23 protein-coding genes and 1 tRNA gene are annotated in these 21,223 nt (G+C 70.2%); 12 read left to right on the top strand and 12 right to left on the bottom strand.

What is annotated here, in order from left to right:
* Positions 1-28: 28 nt before the first annotated feature.
* A complete protein-coding gene (locus QFZ50_RS16435) occupies positions 29-367 on the top strand; it encodes a YnfA family protein (protein WP_307085964.1) in 339 nt (112 codons plus the stop codon).
* A 50-nt stretch (positions 368-417) separates the two neighbouring features.
* On the opposite strand, the gene QFZ50_RS16430 is transcribed toward QFZ50_RS16435, so the two are convergent.
* A complete protein-coding gene (locus QFZ50_RS16430; protein WP_307085962.1) occupies positions 418-729 on the bottom strand; it encodes an AzlD domain-containing protein in 312 nt (103 codons plus the stop codon).
* Complete coding sequence (locus tag QFZ50_RS16425) at positions 726-1,463, bottom strand: AzlC family ABC transporter permease (RefSeq protein ID WP_307085961.1); 738 nt, start codon at positions 1,461-1,463, stop codon at positions 726-728. The genes QFZ50_RS16430 and QFZ50_RS16425 overlap by 4 nt, the downstream gene beginning before the upstream one ends.
* Before the next feature lie 98 nt (positions 1,464-1,561).
* On the opposite strand from QFZ50_RS16425, the gene QFZ50_RS16420 reads away from it, so the two are divergent.
* Positions 1,562-2,752, top strand: a complete 1,191-nt coding sequence (locus tag QFZ50_RS16420; RefSeq protein ID WP_307085960.1) for a zinc-dependent alcohol dehydrogenase — start codon at positions 1,562-1,564, stop codon at positions 2,750-2,752.
* A 36-nt stretch (positions 2,753-2,788) separates the two neighbouring features.
* Here the strand turns inward: QFZ50_RS16420 and QFZ50_RS16415 are convergent, their stop codons facing one another.
* Positions 2,789-4,603, bottom strand: coding sequence for a glycoside hydrolase family 15 protein (locus tag QFZ50_RS16415; RefSeq protein ID WP_373462287.1), 1,815 nt, complete (start codon positions 4,601-4,603; stop codon positions 2,789-2,791).
* Between the two features lie 39 nt (positions 4,604-4,642).
* The gene (locus QFZ50_RS16410) at positions 4,643-5,509 is read right to left on the bottom strand and encodes a glycerophosphodiester phosphodiesterase (protein ID WP_307085959.1); all 867 of its coding nucleotides are present in this window, start codon (positions 5,507-5,509) and stop codon (positions 4,643-4,645) included.
* Between the two features lie 137 nt (positions 5,510-5,646).
* Between QFZ50_RS16410 and QFZ50_RS16405 the strand changes: the two genes are divergently transcribed.
* Positions 5,647-6,894 carry a DUF445 domain-containing protein gene (locus tag QFZ50_RS16405; RefSeq protein WP_307086860.1) on the top strand — a complete coding sequence of 416 codons (1,248 nt, stop codon included), beginning with the start codon at positions 5,647-5,649 and terminating at the stop codon, positions 6,892-6,894.
* On the opposite strand, the gene QFZ50_RS16400 is transcribed toward QFZ50_RS16405, so the two are convergent.
* Together QFZ50_RS16400 and QFZ50_RS16395 are read right to left on the bottom strand one after the other, a co-directional pair.
* Positions 6,891-7,676 (bottom strand): hypothetical protein, encoded by a 786-nt coding sequence (locus QFZ50_RS16400; RefSeq protein ID WP_307085957.1) that lies wholly within the window; start codon positions 7,674-7,676, stop codon positions 6,891-6,893. The two genes, QFZ50_RS16405 and QFZ50_RS16400, sit on opposite strands and share 4 nt — an antisense overlap.
* 185 nt (positions 7,677-7,861) lie before the next feature.
* Positions 7,862-8,131, bottom strand: coding sequence for a GlsB/YeaQ/YmgE family stress response membrane protein (locus QFZ50_RS16395; protein ID WP_307085955.1), 270 nt, complete (start codon positions 8,129-8,131; stop codon positions 7,862-7,864).
* 343 nt (positions 8,132-8,474) lie between these two features.
* On the opposite strand from QFZ50_RS16395, the gene QFZ50_RS16390 reads away from it, so the two are divergent.
* From QFZ50_RS16390 to QFZ50_RS16370, 5 genes are all read left to right on the top strand, one after another.
* Positions 8,475-8,729, top strand: a complete 255-nt coding sequence (locus tag QFZ50_RS16390) for a DUF6458 family protein (protein WP_307085953.1) — start codon at positions 8,475-8,477, stop codon at positions 8,727-8,729.
* Between the two features lie 184 nt (positions 8,730-8,913).
* On the top strand, positions 8,914-9,681 hold the full coding sequence (locus QFZ50_RS16385) for a DeoR/GlpR family DNA-binding transcription regulator (protein ID WP_307085951.1): 768 nt from the start codon (positions 8,914-8,916) through the stop codon (positions 9,679-9,681).
* A complete protein-coding gene (locus tag QFZ50_RS16380) occupies positions 9,678-10,700 on the top strand; it encodes a 1-phosphofructokinase family hexose kinase (RefSeq protein WP_307085949.1) in 1,023 nt (340 codons plus the stop codon). Before QFZ50_RS16385 ends, QFZ50_RS16380 begins: the two co-directional genes overlap by 4 nt.
* On the top strand, positions 10,700-12,817 hold the full coding sequence (locus QFZ50_RS16375; RefSeq protein WP_307085947.1) for a PTS fructose transporter subunit IIABC: 2,118 nt from the start codon (positions 10,700-10,702) through the stop codon (positions 12,815-12,817). The genes QFZ50_RS16380 and QFZ50_RS16375 overlap by 1 nt, the downstream gene beginning before the upstream one ends.
* Before the next feature lie 53 nt (positions 12,818-12,870).
* Complete coding sequence (locus QFZ50_RS16370; protein ID WP_307085946.1) at positions 12,871-13,149, top strand: HPr family phosphocarrier protein; 279 nt, start codon at positions 12,871-12,873, stop codon at positions 13,147-13,149.
* Positions 13,150-13,417: 268 nt separating this feature from the next.
* Here QFZ50_RS16370 and QFZ50_RS16365 read toward each other — a convergent pair whose 3' ends face one another.
* The 5 genes from QFZ50_RS16365 to QFZ50_RS16345 all read right to left on the bottom strand — a co-directional run bounded on the left by QFZ50_RS16365 (position 13,418) and on the right by QFZ50_RS16345 (position 17,417).
* A complete protein-coding gene (locus QFZ50_RS16365; protein ID WP_307085944.1) occupies positions 13,418-14,140 on the bottom strand; it encodes a hypothetical protein in 723 nt (240 codons plus the stop codon).
* On the bottom strand, positions 14,137-14,874 hold the full coding sequence (locus QFZ50_RS16360) for a hypothetical protein (protein ID WP_307085942.1): 738 nt from the start codon (positions 14,872-14,874) through the stop codon (positions 14,137-14,139). Before QFZ50_RS16360 ends, QFZ50_RS16365 begins: the two co-directional genes overlap by 4 nt.
* A 145-nt stretch (positions 14,875-15,019) precedes the next feature.
* Positions 15,020-15,256 carry a hypothetical protein gene (locus QFZ50_RS16355; protein WP_307085940.1) on the bottom strand — a complete coding sequence of 79 codons (237 nt, stop codon included), beginning with the start codon at positions 15,254-15,256 and terminating at the stop codon, positions 15,020-15,022.
* Between the two features lie 228 nt (positions 15,257-15,484).
* On the bottom strand, positions 15,485-16,756 hold the full coding sequence (locus QFZ50_RS16350; RefSeq protein ID WP_373462286.1) for an endonuclease/exonuclease/phosphatase family protein: 1,272 nt from the start codon (positions 16,754-16,756) through the stop codon (positions 15,485-15,487).
* Between the two features lie 40 nt (positions 16,757-16,796).
* Positions 16,797-17,417, bottom strand: coding sequence for a hypothetical protein (locus tag QFZ50_RS16345; RefSeq protein WP_307085938.1), 621 nt, complete (start codon positions 17,415-17,417; stop codon positions 16,797-16,799).
* A gap of 199 nt (positions 17,418-17,616) precedes the next feature.
* Here QFZ50_RS16345 and QFZ50_RS16340 point away from each other — a divergent pair, with 199 nt between their 5' ends.
* Positions 17,617-18,375 carry a ZIP family metal transporter gene (locus QFZ50_RS16340; protein ID WP_307085937.1) on the top strand — a complete coding sequence of 253 codons (759 nt, stop codon included), beginning with the start codon at positions 17,617-17,619 and terminating at the stop codon, positions 18,373-18,375.
* A gap of 46 nt (positions 18,376-18,421) precedes the next feature.
* On the opposite strand, the gene QFZ50_RS16335 is transcribed toward QFZ50_RS16340, so the two are convergent.
* Positions 18,422-18,498, bottom strand: a tRNA-Lys gene (locus QFZ50_RS16335).
* A gap of 136 nt (positions 18,499-18,634) precedes the next feature.
* On the opposite strand from QFZ50_RS16335, the gene QFZ50_RS16330 reads away from it, so the two are divergent.
* From QFZ50_RS16330 to QFZ50_RS16320, 3 genes are all read left to right on the top strand, one after another.
* Positions 18,635-19,282 (top strand): hypothetical protein, encoded by a 648-nt coding sequence (locus tag QFZ50_RS16330; protein WP_307085935.1) that lies wholly within the window; start codon positions 18,635-18,637, stop codon positions 19,280-19,282.
* A gap of 214 nt (positions 19,283-19,496) precedes the next feature.
* The gene (locus QFZ50_RS16325; RefSeq protein WP_307085933.1) at positions 19,497-20,114 is read left to right on the top strand and encodes a DUF47 domain-containing protein; all 618 of its coding nucleotides are present in this window, start codon (positions 19,497-19,499) and stop codon (positions 20,112-20,114) included.
* Positions 20,115-21,125, top strand: a complete 1,011-nt coding sequence (locus QFZ50_RS16320; protein WP_307085931.1) for an inorganic phosphate transporter — start codon at positions 20,115-20,117, stop codon at positions 21,123-21,125.
* Positions 21,126-21,223: the final 98 nt, after the last annotated feature.

Raw genomic sequence — 21,223 nt, 5'->3', positions numbered from 1 at the left:
CCGCCTGCGGCTCCGGCAGACTGGAGCCATGACGATCCTGCGCATCGCCCTCCTGTTCGTGCTCGCCGCCGTCGCGGAGATCGGCGGGGCCTGGCTCATCTGGCAGGCCGTGCGCGAGGGGAGGCCCTGGTGGTGGGCGGGACTCGGCATCATGGCTCTCGGTGCCTACGGGTTCGTCGCCACGCTGCAGCCGGACGCGCACTTCGGGCGGATCCTCGCGGCCTACGGAGGGATCTTCGTGGCGGGGTCGCTCGCGTGGGGCGTGGTCGTCGACGGGTTCCGGCCCGACCGCTGGGACGTCCTCGGCTCGGTGGTCTGCCTGGTCGGCGTCGCGCTGATCGTGCTCGTGCCGCGCCCGGCGGCCTGAGCGGCAGGCAACCACCGGAGCCAGCCTCCTATGCGGCCCCGAGCCGCCTCCTACGCGGCCCCGAGCAACCGCGCAAGCCCGGCCGCGAGCGCACCCACCGCGACCACGACGAGGAACGGCGCCCGCAGCCAGAGGGCCACGGCGGCGGCCGCGAGGGCCGCGACGCGGGCGTCGACGACGAGCGCCTGCCCGGACGCGAAGGTGTTGACGGCCGTCAGCGCGGCGAGCAGGCCGATGGTCAGGGACCCCGCGACGCGCAGCATCCTCGGGTTGTCGAGCAGCTTCGCGGGCACGAGGTACCCGGCGAACTTCGTGGCGATCGACACCGCGCACGCCAGCAGGATCCACCCCCAGAGGCTCATGCGTCCCCCCGCGGGGAGCCGGCCGGGCCGGTGGGGTAGGGCTCGACGTCGGGCTCCAGCCCCTCGGTGACCGGGCCGAGACCCGCGAGGCCCAGGGCGGCGGCCACCACGGCCGCGATGAGGATGGGGACGCCCGCGGGGACGAGCGGCACGGCGACGAGCGTCACCGCGGCGCAGACGACGGCGATCGCGGCGGGTTCCCTCGTCCGGATCCGGGGCCAGAGCAGCCCGAGGAACGCCGCGACGGCGGCGCCGTCGAGGCCCCACCGGGCGGGATCGCCCATGGCGTTGCCGGCGAGTGCGCCGACGAGCGTGAACAGGTTCCACAGCACGAACACGCCGATCCCGGCAGCCCAGAAGCCGCGGCGCTGCTCGTCCGGGTCGGTCTGGCCCGTGGCCGTGGCGACGGACTCGTCGATGGTGAGGTGGGCGGCCGGCAGTTTCCGCCAGCGGGCCGGGCGCAGCAGGACGTTGATCTGCATCCCGTAGACGCCGTTGCGGATGCCGAGGAGGGCGGCGGCCGACATCGCCGAGATCCCGCTTCCCCCGCCGGCGATCACGCCGACGAAGGCGAACTGGGAGCCGCCGCTGAACAGCAGCAGGCTCAGGGCCATCGTCTGCAGGAGATCGAGGCCCGCGGCCACGGACAGGGCGCCGAACGACAGCCCGTAGAGCCCGGTGGCGATGGCCACGGACAGGGCGACGCGCACGGCGGGAGATCGGGAGGGCAGCACTGTTCAAGGCTAGGTGACGCGCGGACCCGCTTCCCATTCATGTCGAAGGGGTGAATAGTAGGAAAGGAAAGCCTACTTACTACCCCGAGGAGCACGGCATGAAGGCAGTGACATGGCAGGGCAAGCGCAACGTCAGCGTGGAGAACGTGCCCGACCCCACCATCCAGGAGCCCACGGACGCGATCGTCAGGATCACCTCGACGGCGATCTGCGGTTCCGACCTGCATCTCTACGAGGTCCTCGGTCCCTACATGCACAAGGGCGACGTGCTCGGGCACGAACCGATGGGCATCGTCGAGGAAGTGGGCGCCGGTGTCACCAACCTCAAGGTCGGCGACCGCGTCGTCGTGCCGTTCAACATCTCCTGCGGCTACTGCTTCATGTGCAAGCGGGGCCTGCAGTCGCAGTGCGAGACCACGCAGGTCCACTCGGCAGGCTCCGGCTGCGCGATCTACGGCTACTCGGAGCTCTACGGCTCCGTCCCCGGGGGCCAGGCCGAGTTCCTGCGCGTGCCCTTCGCCGACTACGGGCCGGTCAAGGTGGGCTCGGAACTGCCCGACGAGCGCTACCTCTACCTCTCGGACATCCTCCCCACGGCCTGGCAGGGCGTGCAGTACGCCGACGTCCCGAAGGACGGCGTCCTCGCGGTCTACGGCCTCGGGCCCGTGGGCCAGTTCGCCGCCCGCATCGGCAAGTACCTCGGCCACCGCGTGATCGGCGTCGAGCCCGTCCCGGAACGCCGCGCCATGGCCAGGCGCCACGGGATCGAGACGGTCGACTTCACGAAGGACACCGCCGAGGAACTGCGCAGCATGACCAACGGCCGCGGACCCGACGCCATCGTCGATGCCGCCGGCATGGAGGCGCACGGCTCCCCGGTCGGGGCGTTCGCGCAGCACGCCGTCGGGGTCCTCCCCGACAAGCTGGCCCAGAAGGTCATGGAGACCGGCGGCACCGACCGCCTCTCGGCGCTGCACTCGGCGATCGATGCCGTCCGCCGCGGCGGCACCATCTCCCTGAGCGGCGTGTACGGCGGCACGGCCAGCCCCATGCCCCTGCTCAACATGTTCGACAAGCAGCTCCAGTTCCGCATGGGCCAGTGCAACGTGCGCCGCTGGACGGACGAGCTCCTGCCGCTCGTCGAGGAGCCCTCGGATCCCCTGGGCGTCACCGACCTCATGACGCACGAGGTCTCGATCGACGAGGCGCCGGCCGCGTACAAGAACTTCCAGAAGAAGACGGACGGCACCATCAAGGTGGTCCTGAAGCCGCAGGGCGTCACCGTCTGATCCTGGAACGCGACGAACCGCAGTCGATGGTCCGGGCTACTCCCGGGCCATCGACTCGTGGGCCCCGGTCTCGCCGCGGGCCATCTCGAGGGCGTCGGCGGCCCGCACCAGCGCCAGGTGGGAGAACGCCTGCGGGAAGTTGCCCGCCATGCGGCCGTTCTCGGCGTCGTACTCCTCGGACAGGAGTCCGAGCTCGTTGCAGTAGCCCACCAGCTGGTCCATGAGCCGTGTGGCATCGTCCTGGCGGCCGCTGTGCGCGTACTGCTCGACCAGCCAGAAGGAGCATGCGAGGAACGGGTGCTCGCCGGGCTCGAGGCCGTCGTCGGACTTCGCGGTGCGGTAGCGCAGCAGCAGCCCCTCCGCGTTCACGAGATCCTGCTCCAGGCGGGCGACGGTGCCGAGCATCATGGGGTCGTCGTAGTCGAGGAAGCCCACCTGCGGGAGCACCAGCAGGGAGGCATCCACCTCGGTCCCGTCGTAGACCTGCGTGAACGTGTTCAGCTCCCGGTTGAACCCGTGCGTCAGGATCTCCTCCCGCAGCCGGTCCCGGAGCCCCATCCAGTGCTTCAGCGGCCCGTGGAGCCCGTGGTCGCGGACCGCGCGCACGGCACAGTCGAACGCGGCCCACATCATCACGCGGGAATGCGTGAAGGACTGCGGCCGGCCACGCATCTCCCAGATGCCGTGGTCGAGCTCGTCGAGGTGCTTCTCCGCGAAGCCGAGCAGCGACCGCTGCAGGGGCCAGGAGAAGCTGTCCTCCGTCACGCCGTGGCCGCGCATCTTCTCCAGCGCCACCATGACCTCGCCGACGACGTCGGCCTGGTACTGGTCCACGGCGCCATTCCCGATCCGGACGGGCACCGAATCCGCGTAGCCCGGCAGGTGGTCGAGCTCCCGCTCGGGCAGGTGCCGCTCGCCCGCAACCCCGTACATGATCTGCAGGTCCTCGGGGTCCCCGGCGACCGCCCGCAGCAGCCAGTTGCGCCAGCCCAGCGCCTCTCCGGCGAAGCCGTGGGTCATCATGGCCTCGAGGGTCAGTGCGGCGTCACGGAGCCAGCAGAACCGGTAGTCCCAGTTGCGGGCGCCACCGAACTGTTCGGGCAGCGACGTCGTCGGCGCCGCCACGATGCCGTCGGTGTCCTCGTGGGTGAGGGCCCGCAGCACGAGCAGGGAGCGCTGCACGGCGTCGGAGTACCTGCCGTCGCCCTTGCTGTTGGCTCCCCAGGCACGCCAGTAGGTGATGGTGGTGTCGAGCGCCTCCTCGACGTCGAGTGCGTCCGGGGTGTCTCGGTGCGACGGGAACCAGAGCAGTTCCAGGTCGACGACGGCGCCCTCGGTCACCTCGAAGGTGCCTTCGTGGCGGTGGTCCGTGGCACGCAGCCGGGGTCCGCGCAGCAGCAGTGCGTCCGGTCCCGCGATGGCAAGGAGGGCCGGGCTGCCGCCGTCCGTGCCCTGGGTGACCCACGGGACCACGTCGCCGTAGCCGAAGCGGATCTCCAGTTCCTGATGGACCGTGACCGTGCCGCGCAGGCCCTGGACACGCCGCACCACGTTGGCCCTGCGATCGGTGACCGGCATGAAGTCCGTGACGAGCACCTCGCCGTCGGGGGTCCGCCAGTGGGTCTGGAGCACGAAGGTCGAGTCGATGTAGCTGCGGTCCACCACCTCGGCGGCCGCGTCCAGCGGAGCGACGAGCCAGCGGCCGTGCTCCGGCGTGCCGAGCAGGGCCCCGAACACCGAGTCGGAGTCGAACCGGGGGAAGCAGAGCCAGTCCACGCTGCCGCCCCGGGAGATCAGGGCACCGGTGTGGAGGTCGGAGAGGAGCGCGTAATCCTCGATCGGCGATTGCATCCTCCCACTCAACCACAGCGGCCCGGGGAGTCGGTGCGGCTACTTCCCGTTGCCGTCGAGGGCGAGCCGGATGCGCGCCGGATAGTCCGAGGTCATCTCCTGGACACCGAGGCCGGCGAGGAACAGGGCGTCCTCCTCGGTGTTCACCGTCCAGACGCGCACGCGCATCCCCTCCTGGATCCAGCGCCGGACCCGCTCCGGGTGGTCGCGGACGTACTCCACGCCCGGGCCTGCGATGCCGACCTCCTGCCCGTCGATCAGCTCCTCACCCTCCTTCAGCGCCCTCTGCAGGACGCCGATCAGCGCTCCCTCGGCGAGGGACCCGAACCGCAGGGCGTCGCGGACCTCCTGGGGCTCCACGTCCGCGACCAGCTGGCACAGCATGTGGCTCGGCGCCGACTCGGCGAGCTGTCGCATGGAGTCCGGGTTGAAGCTCATGAAGCTGATCTCGACGGTGCCCAGCATCGAGGACTCCGGATCCCACCCCTCGTCCATGAGGAAGGCGATCAGGGCGTCCTCCAGGCGCAGCCCGAAGGGACTCGGGTGCTTCAGCTCGATGGCCAGCCGGACCGGGCGGCCGGCACCCCCCAGCAGGGCCAACAGGTCGGCGAGGGTGAGGAACTGGTCACCGGTGCCGCCGAAGGCGGGCGGGACGGCCGCGCCCTTCCAGGCGGACACATCGAGCGTCCGCAGTTCGGCGAGGGTGCGGTCCGCCACGTCACCGGAACCGTTCGTCGTGCGGTCCAGCGTGGTGTCGTGGATGCACACCAGGTGTCCGTCTCGGCTCAGGTGGACGTCGCACTCCACGCCGTCGGCGCCGTCGGCGAGCGCCTGCAGGTAGGCGGCACGCGTGTGCTCGGCGTACGTGCCGCTGCTGCCGCGGTGGGCGAAGATCACAGGGGGCACGGGCCATCCCTTCCGTCGTCGGTGGTTCGCTCCTCACGGTACGTGACCCCGTGGGCCGCGCACCATCGGCCCGTCCGGCCTTGCTCCTCCTCGGACGGGAGGGCGGCCTCGATAGACTCGGGAGCGTGAATGCTCAGATGACCGGTGTGGACGCCGAGCGGGCCGAGGCCCTCCGCCGCATGAAACTGCTGGCGACGGGGCTGCTCGCGGTGATGGCCGCCATCTTCCTGGTCGCATTCGCCCTGCAGGACGCCTATCCCTGGCTCGAGTACGTCCGGGCCGCGGCGGAGGGCGGCATGGTGGGCGCGCTCGCCGACTGGTTCGCCGTGACGGCCCTGTTCAAGCACCCGATGGGGCTGAAGATCCCGCACACCGCGATCATCCCGCGCAAGAAGGACCAGATCGGGGAGTCGCTCGGCCAGTTCGTGGAGGAGAACTTCCTGTCCGAGGACGTGGTCCGGGCCAAGCTGGACTCCGCGCGGATCGCCCAGAAGGCCGGCGCGTGGCTCGAGAAGCCCGAGAGCGCGGACCGCGTGGCCGTCGAGGGTGCAGCACTGATCCGCGGCATGTTCACCGTCCTCAACGACGACGCCGTGCAGGGCGTGATCGAGTCGATGGTCCGCAAGCACCTGCTCGAGCCGCCGTGGGGGCCCCCGATCGGCAGCATCGCCGAGCGCGTCTTCGCCGAAGGGCACCACCACCGGCTCGTGGACCTGCTCGTGGACCGCGCGGCCGACTGGGTGGACGCGAACTACGCCGTGGTGACCCGCGTCGTGGCCCAACGCTCACCCACGTGGGTGCCGCGCCTCGTCGACGGCGTCGTCGGGGACCGCGTGCACGCGGAGCTGTCCAAGTTCATCCGCGCGGTGCAGGACGATCCGCGGCACGACGTGCGCCTCGCCATCGACAAGTACCTCCGGGACCTCGCACAGGACCTCCAGCACAAGCCCGAGACGATCGCGAAGGCCGAGGAGATCAAGGGGCAGCTGCTCGACGACCCGCGTGTCCGCGACCTGACGGCCCGCACGTGGGCCACCATCAAGAACGCCCTCCTCGAGGCCGTCAACGACCCGGAGAGCGAACTGACGTCGAAGTTCAAGGCGGCCGTCCGCGACTTCGGCTCCCGCCTGACGAGCGACACCGAGCTGGCCGGGAAGGTGAACCGCTGGATCGCCGACGGCGCGTCCTACGCGGTGCGGACCTACCGCAGCGAGATCGCCGGCGTCATCTCCGAGACGGTCGGCCGCTGGGACGCCGAGGAGACGTCCCGCAAGATCGAACTGCAGGTCGGCAAGGACCTGCAGTTCATCCGCATCAACGGCACCGTGGTCGGCTCGCTGGCCGGCCTGCTGATCTTCGCGCTCGCGACCGCGATCTTCGGTTAGGCCCGCTTCTGCCGCGACCCGGGGTCGGGCAGCTGCAGCACCTCGGCCAGTTCGCCTGGGATGGTCTGGGGCAGCGGCCCGAAGGCCCCCCGGGTGGTCTTGATGACGGCCTTGCCCATGAGGTGGTTGCCCGTCCCGCCGATCACGGCGCCGGCGCCGAAGGGCAGGGCGCGCCCGAGCATGAAGCCGCCCTGCTTGGCGAGGAACTTCTTCAGGAAGCGCCGCTGGATGGAACCGGTGACGGTCTTGACGAGCGAGCTCGGCGCCGACTTGTTGACCAGCTGCCCCCAGTACTGGGGCGCCCCCTGGCCGGCGGAAGCGCCCAGGATGGAGCGGATCAGGGCCGTGCCCTCCTCGCCCATGAGGATGGCCATCACCATGGCGCGGGACCGCTCGGGGTCCTGGGTGTTGACGCCGTGCAGCTCGGCCACGGATTCGGCGTACAGGGCCGTGGCCTCGAGGAATCCGACCGTCGCGGCGGCCGAGAGCCCGAGGGAGGCCATGGTGCCGACGGCGGGCACGGCGGCGGTGGCGCCGACAGCGGCGCCCGCCACCGTCGTCGCGCGCAGGTAGTCACGCTCGAGCAGGCGGGCGAGCTCTGCGGGGGATGCCTCCGGGTGGCGGCGGCGCAGGCGGTTGAGGTTGGAGAGGATCAGCGGCCGCTGCACGTCCAGGGCCCGCTCGATGCCACGGAGGATCGCGGGCTTGGGGTTGCCGTCCTTGTCGAACAGTGTCCCGTTGGCAGCCCTGACGGCTGGGTTCTCCTTGTTTCGGCCAAACATCGTGGTCCTTCCGCGGGTGGATCGGCATGCCCCCAGATCGAGTCTAGGTGGGGGGTGCCGTGTCGGGTCGGGGTTCTGCTGGTGGCGCAGAGCCGTCCGTGCTGGGTCGGTGGAACAGGAAAGGGCGCCACCGGTGCCGGTGACGCCCTTCGCAACTGGTCCCCCGATGCAGTTGCTGCCTGGAACTAGACGCGCGAGCCGCGGCGTCCGGCGATCGCACCGTAGATGACGAGGACGATCAGGGCGCCGAGGACGGCGAACAGGATCGACGGCAGCGAGAACGTGCTGCCCATGTTGACGCCGAGGATGCTTCCGCCGATGAAACCGCCCAGGAAGGCGCCGATGACGCCGAGGATCATGGTGATGATGATCCCGCCACCCTGCTTGCCCGGCAGGATCAGCTTGGCGAGGGCGCCGGCGAGAAGACCGAGGATGAGGAATGCGATGAAATTCACGTTGTGCTCCTTGGGTGATGAGCATCCATCCGGGGACGGAGTGCTGTCGAGTAATACGGTGCATCGAAGTGCAACTGGCTGCAACTGTACTTCATCAGCCTGCTTAGGGTGCAATCCTAGCACCACGCTAATCCTGCTTATCAAGACCTGGCGGGAAATCTTCCCCAAACCGATGCGGGGCGGAGCACCCCGGCGCGCTGCGCTGCGCCCCCGCGGTTTTCCGGCGATCCGGCCGTATGATGAGCGCAAGCGGGCCGCCCCGGGAGTAAGCGGCAAAGTCAGAGATACCGCTGGGGAATTCTCCCGAATCTGCCAAATAGATCCAGCCTGGAGGAGTTTCTAAATGCGAATCGGTTCATCCATCTTTCTTATTGCACTGGGTGCAATTCTTGCTTTCGCCGTTCAGGTGCAGGTCAGCTTCGTCGACCTGGCGCTCGTGGGCTACATCCTGATGGCGGTCGGCGTGGTCGGCCTCATCGCCTCCCTCGTCCTGGCTGCCCCCCGCCGCCAGGCGCGGGTGTCCGAATCGCGCTCCGTGGTCGATCCGACCACGGGCGAGACCATCACGCGCAGGGAGTCCCGCGACACCGCGCTCTGACAGCCCGGAGGGACCAGCACGACCAGGAGGGCCGGACATTCGTGTCCGGCCCTTCGTCATCTGCGATTGTTTTTGATCATGGTGCAGATGTGCTTGACGTCACAGCTAAAGCGGGGGTAGAGTCACTCAAACGAAGACAAACCCACATGCTGCGGTTCGTGCAGCAGCAGACAACGGAGTCGCCATGTTCGCGGAAGAGCGGTACCGCCAGATCAGCAGCCTCGTCTCCGCCGACGGGCGCGTCACGGTCGCCGGCCTCTCCTCCCGCTTCGGCATCACCAAGGAGACCGTCCGCCGGGACCTGGCACTGCTCGAGAACGACGGCGTGCTGCGCCGCGTGCACGGCGGCGCCATCGCGGGCGGCGGTGCGACCACCAACGAGCCGAGCCTCGTCAGCCGCTCCACCCGCCATTCCCCCGAGAAGAAGCGCATCGCCGAGGCCGCGCTGTCCCTCACCCCCGGGACCGGAGCCGTGGTGCTCGACGCCGGCAGCACCACGGGGGGCCTGGCCGAACTGCTCGCCGACGAGGCGCGCCCCGGGCTGGCGGTCGTGACCCACTCGGTCCCCGTCGCGGCGACCATGTCCGGTGCCGGCCTGAGCGTCGAACTCGTGGGCGGCAGGGTGCGGGCCCTGACGAGCGCGGCCGTGGGCAGCAGCACCGTGGCGCACTTCTCCCGCCTGCGCGCCGACATCGCCTTCATCGGTGCCAACGGCATCAGCGCGGGCTTCGGCCTCAGCACCCCCGACGTCGACGAGGCGGCCGTCAAGACCGCCATCGTCCGCTCCGCCCGGCGCGTGGTGCTCCTGGCGGACTCGTCGAAGTTCGACGAGGAGACCCTGATCAGCTTCGCCACCCTGGAGGATATCGATGCACTCATCACCGACCACGCACCACGGAACACCCTCGCGGCTGCCCTCGCCGACGCCGATGTGGAGGTGATCGTCGCGTGATCCTCACCCTCACCGCGAACCCCAGTATCGACCGCACCGTCGACCTCAGCGCACCGCTCGTGCGCGGCGCCGTCCAGCGCGCCACGCACGTGGTGCAGGAGGCGGGCGGCAAGGGCGTCAACGTCAGCCGCGCCCTCGCCATGTCCGGTACCAGCACGCTCGCCGTCCTCCCGGGCGACGACGACGACCCGGTACTCACGGGCCTGCGCGCCGTCTCCGTCCCGTTCCGGAACCTGCCGATCGGCACGGCCCTCCGGACCAACACGGCCATCACCGAACCGGACGGCACGACGACGAAGATCAACGAGCCCGGCCCCGAGCTCTCCTCCGACGACCTCGAGGATCTCCTCGCCGTCGTCGTCGCCGAGAGTGACGGCGCGGACTGGCTGGTCCTCGCCGGGTCCCTCCCCCCGGGCGTCCCGGCCACCTTCTACACCCGGATCACGGCGGCCGTCCGCGAGACCTACGGCTCCTCCGCCCCGCGCGTGGCGATCGACTCCTCCGGCGAACCCCTCATCGAGGCCGCAGCCGGCGTCCCGGCGCCGGATCTGCTGAAGCCCAACGCCGAAGAACTCAGTGAACTCACCGGCCTCGGTACCGGCGACGAGCTGGAGCAGGACTTCGAACTCGCTGCCAAGGCCTGCGCGGTGCTCATCACCGCAGGCGTGGGAGCGGTGCTGGCAACCCTTGGATCCAAGGGCGCCCTGCTCGTGACGAATGCGGGAGCGTGGCACGCCGTGCACCCGCCCGTCACGGCGCGTTCCACGGTCGGCGCGGGAGACTCCGCGCTGGCCGGCTACCTGCTGGCGCACAGTGCAGGCGAACTTCCCGAGAACTGCCTGCGCCAGGCCGTTGCCCACGGATCGGCGGCCGCAGCCCTACCCGGCTCCACCGTTCCCTCCCTCGACCAGACGACACCCGGCGTCGTCGTGGTCACGCCCCTCATGGTCACGCTGCCCGTGATCGAACCAAGCGCAACGGGGCCCGTCGCAGGGTCCCTCGCACAGGAGGAAATCTGATGTCCGACCTCATCACCCCGGAGCTTGTGACTCTGGACAAGGACCTGGGGACCGAACGGTCCTCGGTGATCCGCTACCTCGCGGAGCAGGTGGCCGCCCAGGGCCGCTCCACCGAGGTGGACGGCCTGTACGCCGACGCCCTCGCCCGGGAGAACAAGACCTCCACGGGCGTCCCCGGAGGCATCGCCATCCCGCACTGCCGCTCCACGGCGGTCTCCGACGCCACCCTCGTCATGGCGCGGCTCGCCCCGCCCGTGGACTTCGGGGCCAAGGACGGCCCCGCGGACCTCGTCTTCTTCATCGCCGCACCCGACGGCGCGGACCAGGAGCACCTCAAGCTGCTGTCCAAGCTCGCACGGTCGCTGATCAAGAAGGACTTCACGGCCGCCCTGCGTGCAGCGGCGACGCCGGCCGACGTCGTCGCGCTCGTCAACGGCGCGCTCGGCCTCGGTGACGCTCCGACGGCGGAGACCGCCGGAGCCGGAGCCCACGCCGCGGGTGCCGCGGGTGCCGCAGGTGCTGCAGGTGCCGGCGCACGGACGAGTGAGGCTGCCGCGACGCTCGGCACCGCGCCCGGCGGGACCGACACCACGGGACCTGCCGTCGAGCACGGCCGGTCCACGGACACCAAGGTGCGGCGCCTCGTCGCCGTGACCGCCTGCCCCACCGGCATCGCCCACACCTACATGGCGGCCGATTCCCTGGTCGCGGCAGCGAAGGAGCGCGGGATCGACCTCCAGGTTGAGACGCAGGGCTCCTCGGGCGCCACGCCCCTGGATCCCTCGGTCATCGCCGCGGCCGACGCCGTCATCTTCGCCGTCGACGTCGACGTCCGCGACAAGCAGCGCTTCGCCGGCCTCCCCGTGATCAGCTCGCCCGTCAAGCGCGGCATCGACGAACCGGGCGAGATGGTCGAGGAAGCCGTAGCGGCCGCCCAGAACCCGAACGCCCGCAGGGTCGCCGGCACCGCCGGAGACGACCAGTCGGACGACGACGGCGGCCGGGACAGCATCGGCGGCACGCTCAAGCGCGCCCTGCTCACCGGCGTCAGCTACATGATCCCGTTCGTCGCCGGCGGTGGCCTGCTGATCGCCCTCGGCTTCCTGCTCGGCGGGTACCTCATCACCGAGACCGCCGACACCGTGGTCCTCGAGAACAGCCTCGGGAACCTGCCGGCCGGAGGGCTCGGCGAGTACCTCGGCGCCGTGGCCTTCAAGATCGGCCAGTTGTCGCTCGGGTTCCTGGTTCCCGCGCTCGCCGGCTACATCGCCTACGCGCTGGCCGACCGTCCCGGCATCGCCCCCGGTTTCGTCGCCGGCGCCGTCGCGGGATTCATGGGTGCGGGCTTCCTCGGCGGTATCGTCGGCGGCCTGCTCGCCGGGTACGTCGCCATGATGATCGGCCGGCTCTCGGTGCCGCGCTGGCTGCGGAGCCTCATGCCCGTGGTCATCATCCCGCTCGTGGCGTCCATCGTGGCGTCCGGCCTGATGTTCCTCCTCCTCGGCGGGCCGATCGCGGCGATCACGGTGGGCCTGAACAACTGGCTCTCCGGTCTCACCGGCACCGCGGCCGTGGGCCTCGGGGTCATCCTCGGACTCATGATGGCCGTGGACCTCGGGGGCCCCGTCAACAAGGTCGCCTACTCCTTCGCGGTCGCCGGCCTCGGCGCCGGTTCCATCGACAACCAGGCACCGTGGCAGATCATGGCCGCGGTGATGGCCGCCGGCATGGTCCCGCCGCTGGCCATGGCGCTCGCCACGAGCCTGGACCGCCGTCGGTTCACGCTCGCGGAACGCGAGAACGGCAAGGCCGCCTGGCTGCTGGGCGCCGCGTTCATCTCCGAGGGAGCCATCCCGTTCGCGGCGGCGGACCCGCTGCGTGTCATCCCGGCATCCCTGCTCGGATCGGCCGTCACCGGAGCCATCGTGATGGGGACCGGCGTCACCTCGCAGGCCCCGCACGGCGGCATCTTCGTCTTCTTCGCCATCGGGAACGTCGTGATGTTCGTCGTCGCCATCCTCATCGGGATGGTCGTCTCGGCGCTCGCCGTCATCGCCCTGAAGCGCTACGCCACGAGCAAGAAGAACACCGCCGTCGCCGAGCCGGTTGCAGCCTGACCCTCCGGTCCGGTTGGCTGTACCTGAACCCATCCACGAAAAAGGAGCACAACATGGCAGAACGCAAGGCAACCGTGGCAAGTCGCGTGGGGCTGCACGCCCGTCCGGCCTCCATCTTCGCGGAGGCGGCCGGTGAGATCCCCCTGGAGGTCACCATCGCCATGGACGGTGAGCCCGCCGAGGAGGCGATGGACGCCTCGAGCATCCTCTCCCTCATGAGTCTCGGCGCCTCGCACGGCGACGTGATCGTCCTGCGTGCCGAGGGTGACGGGGCGGAGGACGCGCTCGAGAGCCTGGCGCGCATCATCGAGACGGACCACGACGCCGAGTAGTACACCGACGCAGGAAGGGCGTCATCCACCGGACACGGTGGATGACGCCCTTCGGCGTGCGAGCGCCTGAGCGCAGATAGGTGGGTCCACCCGTTCTAATGGACACACCTATCTGCCGGGTAACGATCCGCTGACCCCCCACGGAAAGCGGCAGTTACATAATCATTATTTTTGCACACGATCATGAAAGCGTGAATGCGGCCAGGACACGATTGCGTCTCGTTTATTGCGTGGGGCAAGCATCCCGGTCCGCGAACGGACGGAGCGTTCAGGCGAGTCTGTTGGCCCGCGCATGCCGCCGCTTGCCCAGCGTGTGGCTCAGCCAGATCAGGCACAGGCCCACGACGGTGAACAGGATGGCCGAGAACGGCAGGACGATGTTCCAGGCCATCAGCTCGAGGGCGGTCAGTCGCAGCAGCACGAACACCACCACGAGCGAGAAGCCGCCGCCCAGGAAGGCGCAGGCCACCCGGTGGATGGGCCGCGCTGCCCGGTCGAACACCGAGGCCACCGCGGGGATCACCAGGCACGCAGCCACGTAGCCGGGGTAGAGACGCCCCACCGCGGCGTACTGCTGCACCGCGTCCTGGTCGTCGAACGCGGACAGCCCGGTGGAACTGCCGGGAAGTTCGCTGGCCACGAAGAAGTACAGCGTCGCGGCGACGGTCACCGCGAGGATCGCCACACCGACGGGCCCCACGATGAGGCGGCGGGCCAGGGGCGAGTCGAAGGCGGCCGCCACGCGGATGCCGAGCAGCACGAACACGGTGTAGAGGGTGAGCCTGAGGAGCAGGTTCGCGATGTTGACCGCCCCGAGCAGGCCGTCGACGGCCTCGTAGATGGGCGCGATCGACAGTCCGACGGCGAGCGTCAGGAGCACGAGGGCCACGAAGATCGTCCGGCCGTGCCCTCTCCGTGCGCCGGGGATCCGCACGGCCGCCCCTGCGGCGCACAGTCCCAGTGCAACCCACTGGATGGTCGTGACGGTCATCCGAGGTTCTCCCACATGGCACGGTCCTTGCCGTCGTCGAGCTCCGCGCGCCGGATCTGTTTGCCGAGCACGTCCAGCCGGTCCCGGGCGAGGAAGACGAGGTCCAGGTCGCTCAGGGCGCACAGCGCCCGCGCCCGGCCGTCCTCGGGCCAGCCGCCCTCGGCCGGGGTGAGCAGCCCGGTCACCACGAGGCCGCTGGCCAGCGACACCCCCGCGATGCGGGCGGCCTGCACCGCGATCTCCGGGGCCAGCCGGCCGGCCGTGAGTTGCGCGGAGAGATTCTGCCGCGCGACGCCGGTACTCGCGGCGAGCTGCTGGCGGAGGTCCCCCGGGTCGATCGCCTCGATCCAGGCACGGACCGAGTTCCGGTGCGGGAAGGGCGCGAGATGCAGCTGCACGTCGGTGCAGGTGTACTCCCGGTCCTCACTGCGCGCCACGAGCAGGCGCAGGATGTCGGTGTGCGAGACCTGGCTGACGAGTTCCGCATCCGTGGGCGGCACTATCCCGGCCGGCAGATCCTCGTACCCCTCGAAGACCGCCAGTGCCTCGACGGCCGGCAGGCCGTAGCCGCGGGCGACGGCGACGACGGTGGTCACCGACACCTTGCCGCGGACGAGCTGCTGGGCAAGGGTGGAACGCTTGATGCCGGCGACCCTGCACAGATCGGAGACGGTGTCCTGCGGAGCGATTCGGGAACGCCACAGCTGGAATGCCTTGGCTGTGACGGCCATCATCACCTTTCGATTGGACTTCTCGGGCTGCTGTAGAAGTATACTGAGGTTGCTGGCTCCGATTTCTGCGATTCCCCCATACGCAGAACTCGGAGCCAGCTCCATTTAAGCCGGGATCCACCGGCCGTCGGACTCCGGGAACGCGCGCCTACCAGCGCACCTTCTTCTCCTTCTTCCCTTGCTTGCTGCTCTCATGGGCGGCCTTGATATGCGCCGCACCCGAGGCCGCCGTCGGATTCGCCGCGTGGTTCTTCTTCGCGAGCGCGGCCTGCGCGCGAGGGTCGTCCTGCAGCCTGTGGGCCTGGGACTCCTTCGCCGCGACGTTCGTCTCCGCCGCCGACTGCTGGTCGGCCGCGGACTGCTTCTTCTGGGGCGTGCTGGTCATGGTGTTCCTTTCTGGTGGTTGCACCCACGGAACCCGCCAGGCCGGCAGCGCTACGCGCGGAAAAGCCTGCGCACGCAGTGCTGGAGGGGTTCGGACAGCTTCAGTGGGCGCCCTTGGAGGGATGTCATCGACAAGTGGCGCTGGGCTCGGCGGAGGCCGGCCCGATTACTGAAAAAGAAGTGTCCTCATGCGTTCGACGGTACACCCGGCCCCCGCGGCGCGACAAGGTCAGTGGTGCCGGACGCCGTTCAGGCTGATGTCCACGTAGACCAGCCTGTGGTCGCTGGTGGGGAAGGGGAAGATCCCGGTCAGTTCCGCACCGGGCGTGCCGGCGCGGGGCCAGAACACGCCCGAGCCGGTCACCTTCAGGCTGCGGGACGGCAGCACGTAGTCGGCGCGGATGTTCCCTCCGCTCCGGTCCTCGAAGTCGGCGGTGTCGTAGGCGGGGTCGCTGCGGTGATCGGCATTCGCGCCGCCCTGGAACGCCGACGCCTCGGTGGCGCCCTGTGACGACGGCAGTGGGTCCTGGACGAGCCTGTTCCCCAGGAGCCGGCCGATCGAGCCGGGCAGGGAGTCGCCGTCGAGCGGATCGCTGTTCTGGTCGCCCATCACGACGAAGCGCTCACCGCGCCGGAGTCCGCCGGGCGTGCCGGCGTCGTCGTGGATGTAGGAGGCGCTGTCCCCGCCCGAGACGTAGTCCGACCAGAAGCGGATCTCGTCGCTGTTGCGGCGGCCGTTACGGTCCTCGGGCCCGTCGAAGACGGGCGGAGTCGGATGGCTGGCGAGGACGTGGACCGTCCTGCCGCCGACGTTCACGGGGACATCCCAGTGGGACTTGCTGGAGAGCGGCAGGACTGCGAGCTCGTCCGCGGAGTACCAGTCGTCCCGGGCGTCGGTGGCGGGGTTGTCGGGCAGGAGCGCGCCGGGCATGTCCTTCCACAGGAAGTCCTGGAAGGTCCGCACCGATGCCGTCTCGATGGGGTACTTCGAGTAGATGACCATGCCGTACTGGCCCTCGAACGTGCCGAAGCCGAGGGCGTCGTCGGCCCCGCCGACGATGCCGTCGTTGTTCAGGTCGAAGCCGCTCGGGACACCGGTGTTGGAGGGTGCCGTGTACACGTACGGGTAGTCGAGGGGCGCCTTGCCGTTCTGGCCGACGCGGAGGTAGTTCCGGTCGAACAGGTCGGCGGCCCGATTGCCGGGGACGTAGTCGAACTCGTTGAGGAGGACGACGTCGGGCCGGTTGACCTGGATCACCTCGGCGATCGCCCGGGCCTGGGCGTTGCCCGGGGTGCCGAGATCCCGCACCAGTTCGCCCGGCGCCGTCCGGTTGAGGCTTGCGTTGTAGGTCGCGAAGCGGACCTCCTGGCGGTTCGCGGGCCGGCCCTCGGGGACCACGCTCCGCGAGTCGTCCGAGGGGACGGCCAGGGCGGCCGGCGCGCCGGTGACGAGCAGGGAGGCGCCCAGCAGGACCGCACAGCAGTGCGTCAGGACACGCATGATCATCCTCCCCCGGTTGTTCGCTTCGGTAACTTAAAGCCTAGCCGCGGAAGGTTCCGCGGGACCGATTCCCAGGTAACGATTCAGGGTCGGGAGTGGAACGCCCGATCTCGTGCTCGGCGGTGGCGAACGCCCGTTCCAGCCGGTCGACGGCCGCCGCGTAGCACTCCGGGTCCGGCGGTGCGGGATCGTCGCGGGCGGCGTCAGCCGCGCGCAGGGCACGGACCACGGGCCGTCCTACGGGGTGGCGGGGATCGTGCATCGCAGGGTAGTGGATCGCCTTGCCGGGATCGACGTCGTAGTCGGCCCAGCGCCGCACCACCGCGGCATGGCGCCGTCGCAGGTCCGCCCGGGCGTCCGCGGCCGCGGCTTCGTCCGCCGCACGGCTCCGCCGGGCGTGGCTGTGCCAGGACCACGCCACCGTCGCGACCACCGACACGATGCCGACCACCACCGCCAGCACCGCGCCTCCGCCGCCGAGCGACCCGCCGACCAGGCCCGCTGCCGCGATCACGACCACGCCGCCGAAACCGACCCAGAAATAGTCGTCGGCCCCACCGCCTCGGCGCGAGACCGCGTCGAGGCGCCAGCCGGTCAGGGTGGCCGCCCCGACCATCACGGCGCAGGCGGCAAGGCTTCCGGTCAGGGCGACGGCGTCCATGGATACCCCTCTGCTCGGCTGCGGCGTGCCGCTCGGCACCCGCAGCACGTGGTTCCTCCTACCAGTGCAAACGAGCGGGGGCGGCGAGTCAATCCCCCGCCCGCAGAGTGTCCGAACCGCTACCGGATCGTCCGGTGTGACAGGCTGGGCCAGGTTTTTTCGTCGTCGTGCCATGGGGTGCGGGAACAGGAGGGGTCCGGTGCCACTGTGGCTGCAGGCATTCGCCTGGGGTGCGATCGCGGGGGGCGCGCTGCTCATCGGATCCGCCATCGCGTGGAAGTGGAAGGTGCCCCCGCGCACCGTGTCCTTCGTGATGGCGTTCGGCGCCGGGGTGCTCATCTCCGCCCTCGCCTTCGAACTCGTCGCCGAGGCGCAGGAGACCGGGGGGCTCGTCCCCACGGCCCTCGGGTTCCTCGTCGGAGCCGTGACCTACGTGGGCGCCAACAGCGTCCTCGCGCGGCAGGGCGCCCAGCACCGCAAGCGCTCGGGCGGGCAGCAGCCCTCGGAGTCCGACGCCGCCGGCAGCGGCAACGCGATCGCGCTCGGGGCGCTGCTCGATGGCATCCCCGAATCCGTCGTCCTCGGGCTCGGACTCGTGGCCGGCGGCGCCGTGAACCCGGCCGTCCTCGTGGCGATCTTCATCTCGAACGTCCCCGAGGGGCTCTCGAGCACGGCGGGCATGAAGACCGCCGGGCGCAGTTCCCGCTACGTGTTCGGCCTCTGGGGCGGGATCGCGCTGGTCTCCGGACTGTCCGCGCTCATCGGGTACTCGCTGCTGGCGGGGGCCTCCGGTGTCACGGTCGCGTTCATCACGGCGATCGCCGCCGGCGCCATCCTCGCGATGGTGGCCGACACCATGATCCCCGAGGCGTTCGAGAAGCAGCACATGCTGACCGGCCTCATCGCGGCCCTCGGCTTCCTCACGGCCTTCGTGGTCCACGAGCTGTCGGGCCAGTAGGCCCGGAAAGCAGGAAGGACCCCGGGGATCCCGGGGTCCTTCCTGCTGGTGGGCCCTGTGGGGCTCGAACCCACGACCCACGGATTAAAAGTCCGTTGCTCTAGCCAACTGAGCTAAGGGCCCGCCACACCGCGGCTTCCGGCACGGAACGGCCGGCGTGGAGCGATGACCCGCTAACTTTATCGCAATCGATCCCCGCCCGATGACTGCCCCCGGCCCCGCCTTCCGGCCCGGATTTCCGCAGGAGTATCCTCGTTGCATGGACGGCGACTATACGAACAACAGCCCACGGCCCCACAAGCCGAAGCCCTTCGCTCCGGCTGACTTCGAGGTCTTCGCCGGCGGGGTGGACCCCTCGCGGGTCTCCGAGGCCGCCCACATGGCGGCGCACGCCCTCGTCCATCACGGGCGCGACGCCGACGATCCGGATGTGACACGCCGCCTCGTCGAACTCGCCGACCAGCAGGGGCTGGAGGCCATCGCGGAGATGTGGGCGGAGAGCCCGGCGCGGTCCCTGCCCGGAGCCCTGTGGCGCCTGTACGCCCTGCGGGCCGCCACCCAGCAGAACCCCGAGCGGATCGCCGCCTACTTCGCGTCCGGCAAGGAAGTGGCCCAGGTGTCCAAGGTCGTCGCCGGCGTCGCCGAGCCGCCGGGCGCCACGGAGATGACCACGATGGCCAACACCATCCTCTCCGGGGCCTTCGAGGGCGACTTCGACGTGGCGCTCGAGCGCTTCGCCGCCTTCTGCCGGGTCGTCGCCCTCGGACAGGCCAATCATGCCGACGACACGGAGCTGGCCAACGGCCCCCATGCCAGCAGGCTGACGCGCAATTCCCACCAGCTCATCAAGACCGCGGAGGACCTCGAACACGCGGCGGCCTCCTGGCGGCGGGGAGAACTGGACTGATCCGGCCTCCGGGGCACGTGTTGACAGCGGCTCCGGGGAGGGCAAGACTTAAGACGGCGTCGGACCGTGGAACCCCCGGGCTTCAACACTCAGCCGCTTCGAGCGGCCTTCCGCCGAGAGGCGCTCCCGGTTCGGCGCCACTACTTTGCCCTCCGGCAGCCAGCGCCGTCGCGACCTGCTTGCCCATACGTCCATATCCTGCGAGGAAGACTCCGTGAAACTACGCCTCTTCCCGCAGGAGAACGCTGGGCTCGAACTCCTCTCCCGCATGGCGCAGCAGCTCGTCCTCGGCGTCGGGACGATGTCCGCCATCCTCGGAGCCTCCACCCAGGAGTACGACCGCCTGTCCGAGGAACTGCACCAGCACGAATCGGCGTCGACGGACCTGCACTTCGCGCTCCTGACCTCCATGCGGACCTCCTTCATCAACCCGTTGCCCCGGGAGGACCTCTACGCGCTGTCCCGCCTGCTCAACGAGGCCATCGAGAAGCTCGACGGCGCGGGCGAGCTCATCGCGCTGTACAAGCTGAACAAGCTGAGCCAGCGGGCCGCCGACCAGCTCGAGGTCATCAACCGGCAGGCCGAGCTGACGGCGACCGCCATGCAGCGGCTCAACTCCATGGAGGACCTGGAGGAGTACTGGATCGAGATCCTGCGCCTGGCCCGGCGCGCCGAACGGACCCACCGCAGCTGGTGCGCGGAACTCCTGAACGACCACAAGCCGCTCGTCTACGCGCGGCACCGTGACGTGGCCAACCAGCTGGTCGACGTCACGAAGGACATCCGGCGGGTCGCCACCCAGGTGGGCAGCATCCTCGTCAAGGAATCGTAGGTGGAGCCACTCCTCCTCGGCACGGTGGTCATCGCCGCGGGCGGCTTCGCGTTCCTCAACGGCTTCCACGACGTCTCGAACTCCGTGGCCACCGCGGTGCGGACGCGGGCGCTCACCCCGACCATCGCCGTCCTGCTCGCGGCGCTGTTCAACCTCGTCGGCGCGCTGCTCAGCACCTCGCTGGCGCTGTTCTTCACCGACGCCGGCTTCGGGCTCCCCTCGGGATCCACCGGGCTCGGCATCCTCCTGGCGGCACTGCTCGCCGCGGGCGCGTGGGGGGTCTTCACCTGGTACCGCGGCAAGCCGTCGTCGTCCACCCACGCCCTGCTCGGCGGCGTCATCGGGGCCGGTGGGGCCTCCCGGCTCACCGACGGTCCGGCGATGGACGGCGCGGGAGAGGCGCTCCTGCTGCAGATCGTGCTGCCCCTGGTGCTCTCCCCGCTCGTCGCCTACCTCCTGGCGTACGCCGCCGTGTTCCCCGCCACCTGGCTGCTGCGCCACCGCTCACCCGGACGCGTCAACAGGGACAACCGGATGGCGCAGTCCGTGCTGGCCGGGGCCTTCGCCCTCGGGCACGGGCTCCAGGACGGCCAGCGCACCATGGCGGTCATCCTGCTGGCCCTGGTCGGGTCCGGGTACGCCACCGGCTCCGACATGCCCCTCTGGGTGCAGGTGTTCGCCGCCGTGCTCCTGACCGCCGGCTCGCTCTTCGGCGGGTGGCGCATCACCCACACCCTGGCCCACCGGCTGGTGCACGTCGATCCCCTGCGCGGCATGACGGCGCAGGGGGTGAGTTCGGTGATGCTGTTCGTCGGCGCCATCTCGCTGCACTTCCCGCTCTCGAGCACGCACACCATGTCCTCGGCGATCATCGGCGCCGGTGCCAACCAGCGCTTCGCCTCCGTCCAGTGGCCGCAGGTGACCCGCATCCTCGCCGTCTGGCTCGGCACGGCCCCGATCACCGCCCTGCTGGGCGCCGTGTTCCTCCTCGCGCTGAGCCCCCTGCTGTAGCCCCGCCCGTCCGGCGCCGTCCCGGGGAGGCCGCCGGGAGGCCGGCGGGACGGCTGCGGGAACGACGACGGCGGCCCCGCGTGGGAGCCGCCGTCGTT

It is taken from the genome of Arthrobacter agilis (genome assembly GCF_030816075.1).
Taxonomy (GTDB): Bacteria; Actinomycetota; Actinomycetes; order Actinomycetales; family Micrococcaceae; genus Arthrobacter_D; species Arthrobacter_D agilis_E.
Note: the sequence above shows the minus strand (reverse complement) of the source record. Positions and strands in the feature narration are given on the sequence as shown.

Excerpts from the sequence above, each read along its gene's own strand:
- QFZ50_RS16435 (WP_307085964.1), top strand. The coding sequence starts at position 29 with ATGACGATCCTGCGCATCGCCCTCCTGTTCGTGCTCGCCGCCGTCGCG.
- QFZ50_RS16430 (WP_307085962.1), bottom strand. The coding sequence starts at position 729 with ATGAGCCTCTGGGGGTGGATCCTGCTGGCGTGCGCGGTGTCGATCGCC.
- QFZ50_RS16420 (WP_307085960.1), top strand. The coding sequence starts at position 1,562 with ATGAAGGCAGTGACATGGCAGGGCAAGCGCAACGTCAGCGTGGAGAAC.
- QFZ50_RS16415 (WP_373462287.1), bottom strand. The coding sequence starts at position 4,603 with ATGCAATCGCCGATCGAGGATTACGCGCTCCTCTCCGACCTCCACACC.
- QFZ50_RS16405 (WP_307086860.1), top strand. The coding sequence starts at position 5,647 with ATGACCGGTGTGGACGCCGAGCGGGCCGAGGCCCTCCGCCGCATGAAA.
- QFZ50_RS16400 (WP_307085957.1), bottom strand. The coding sequence starts at position 7,676 with ATGTTTGGCCGAAACAAGGAGAACCCAGCCGTCAGGGCTGCCAACGGG.
- QFZ50_RS16390 (WP_307085953.1), top strand. The coding sequence starts at position 8,475 with ATGCGAATCGGTTCATCCATCTTTCTTATTGCACTGGGTGCAATTCTT.
- QFZ50_RS16385 (WP_307085951.1), top strand. The coding sequence starts at position 8,914 with ATGTTCGCGGAAGAGCGGTACCGCCAGATCAGCAGCCTCGTCTCCGCC.
- QFZ50_RS16375 (WP_307085947.1), top strand. The coding sequence starts at position 10,700 with ATGTCCGACCTCATCACCCCGGAGCTTGTGACTCTGGACAAGGACCTG.
- QFZ50_RS16370 (WP_307085946.1), top strand. The coding sequence starts at position 12,871 with ATGGCAGAACGCAAGGCAACCGTGGCAAGTCGCGTGGGGCTGCACGCC.
- QFZ50_RS16365 (WP_307085944.1), bottom strand. The coding sequence starts at position 14,140 with ATGACCGTCACGACCATCCAGTGGGTTGCACTGGGACTGTGCGCCGCA.
- QFZ50_RS16360 (WP_307085942.1), bottom strand. The coding sequence starts at position 14,874 with ATGATGGCCGTCACAGCCAAGGCATTCCAGCTGTGGCGTTCCCGAATC.
- QFZ50_RS16355 (WP_307085940.1), bottom strand. The coding sequence starts at position 15,256 with ATGACCAGCACGCCCCAGAAGAAGCAGTCCGCGGCCGACCAGCAGTCG.
- QFZ50_RS16350 (WP_373462286.1), bottom strand. The coding sequence starts at position 16,756 with ATGCGTGTCCTGACGCACTGCTGTGCGGTCCTGCTGGGCGCCTCCCTG.
- QFZ50_RS16345 (WP_307085938.1), bottom strand. The coding sequence starts at position 17,417 with ATGGACGCCGTCGCCCTGACCGGAAGCCTTGCCGCCTGCGCCGTGATG.
- QFZ50_RS16330 (WP_307085935.1), top strand. The coding sequence starts at position 18,635 with ATGGACGGCGACTATACGAACAACAGCCCACGGCCCCACAAGCCGAAG.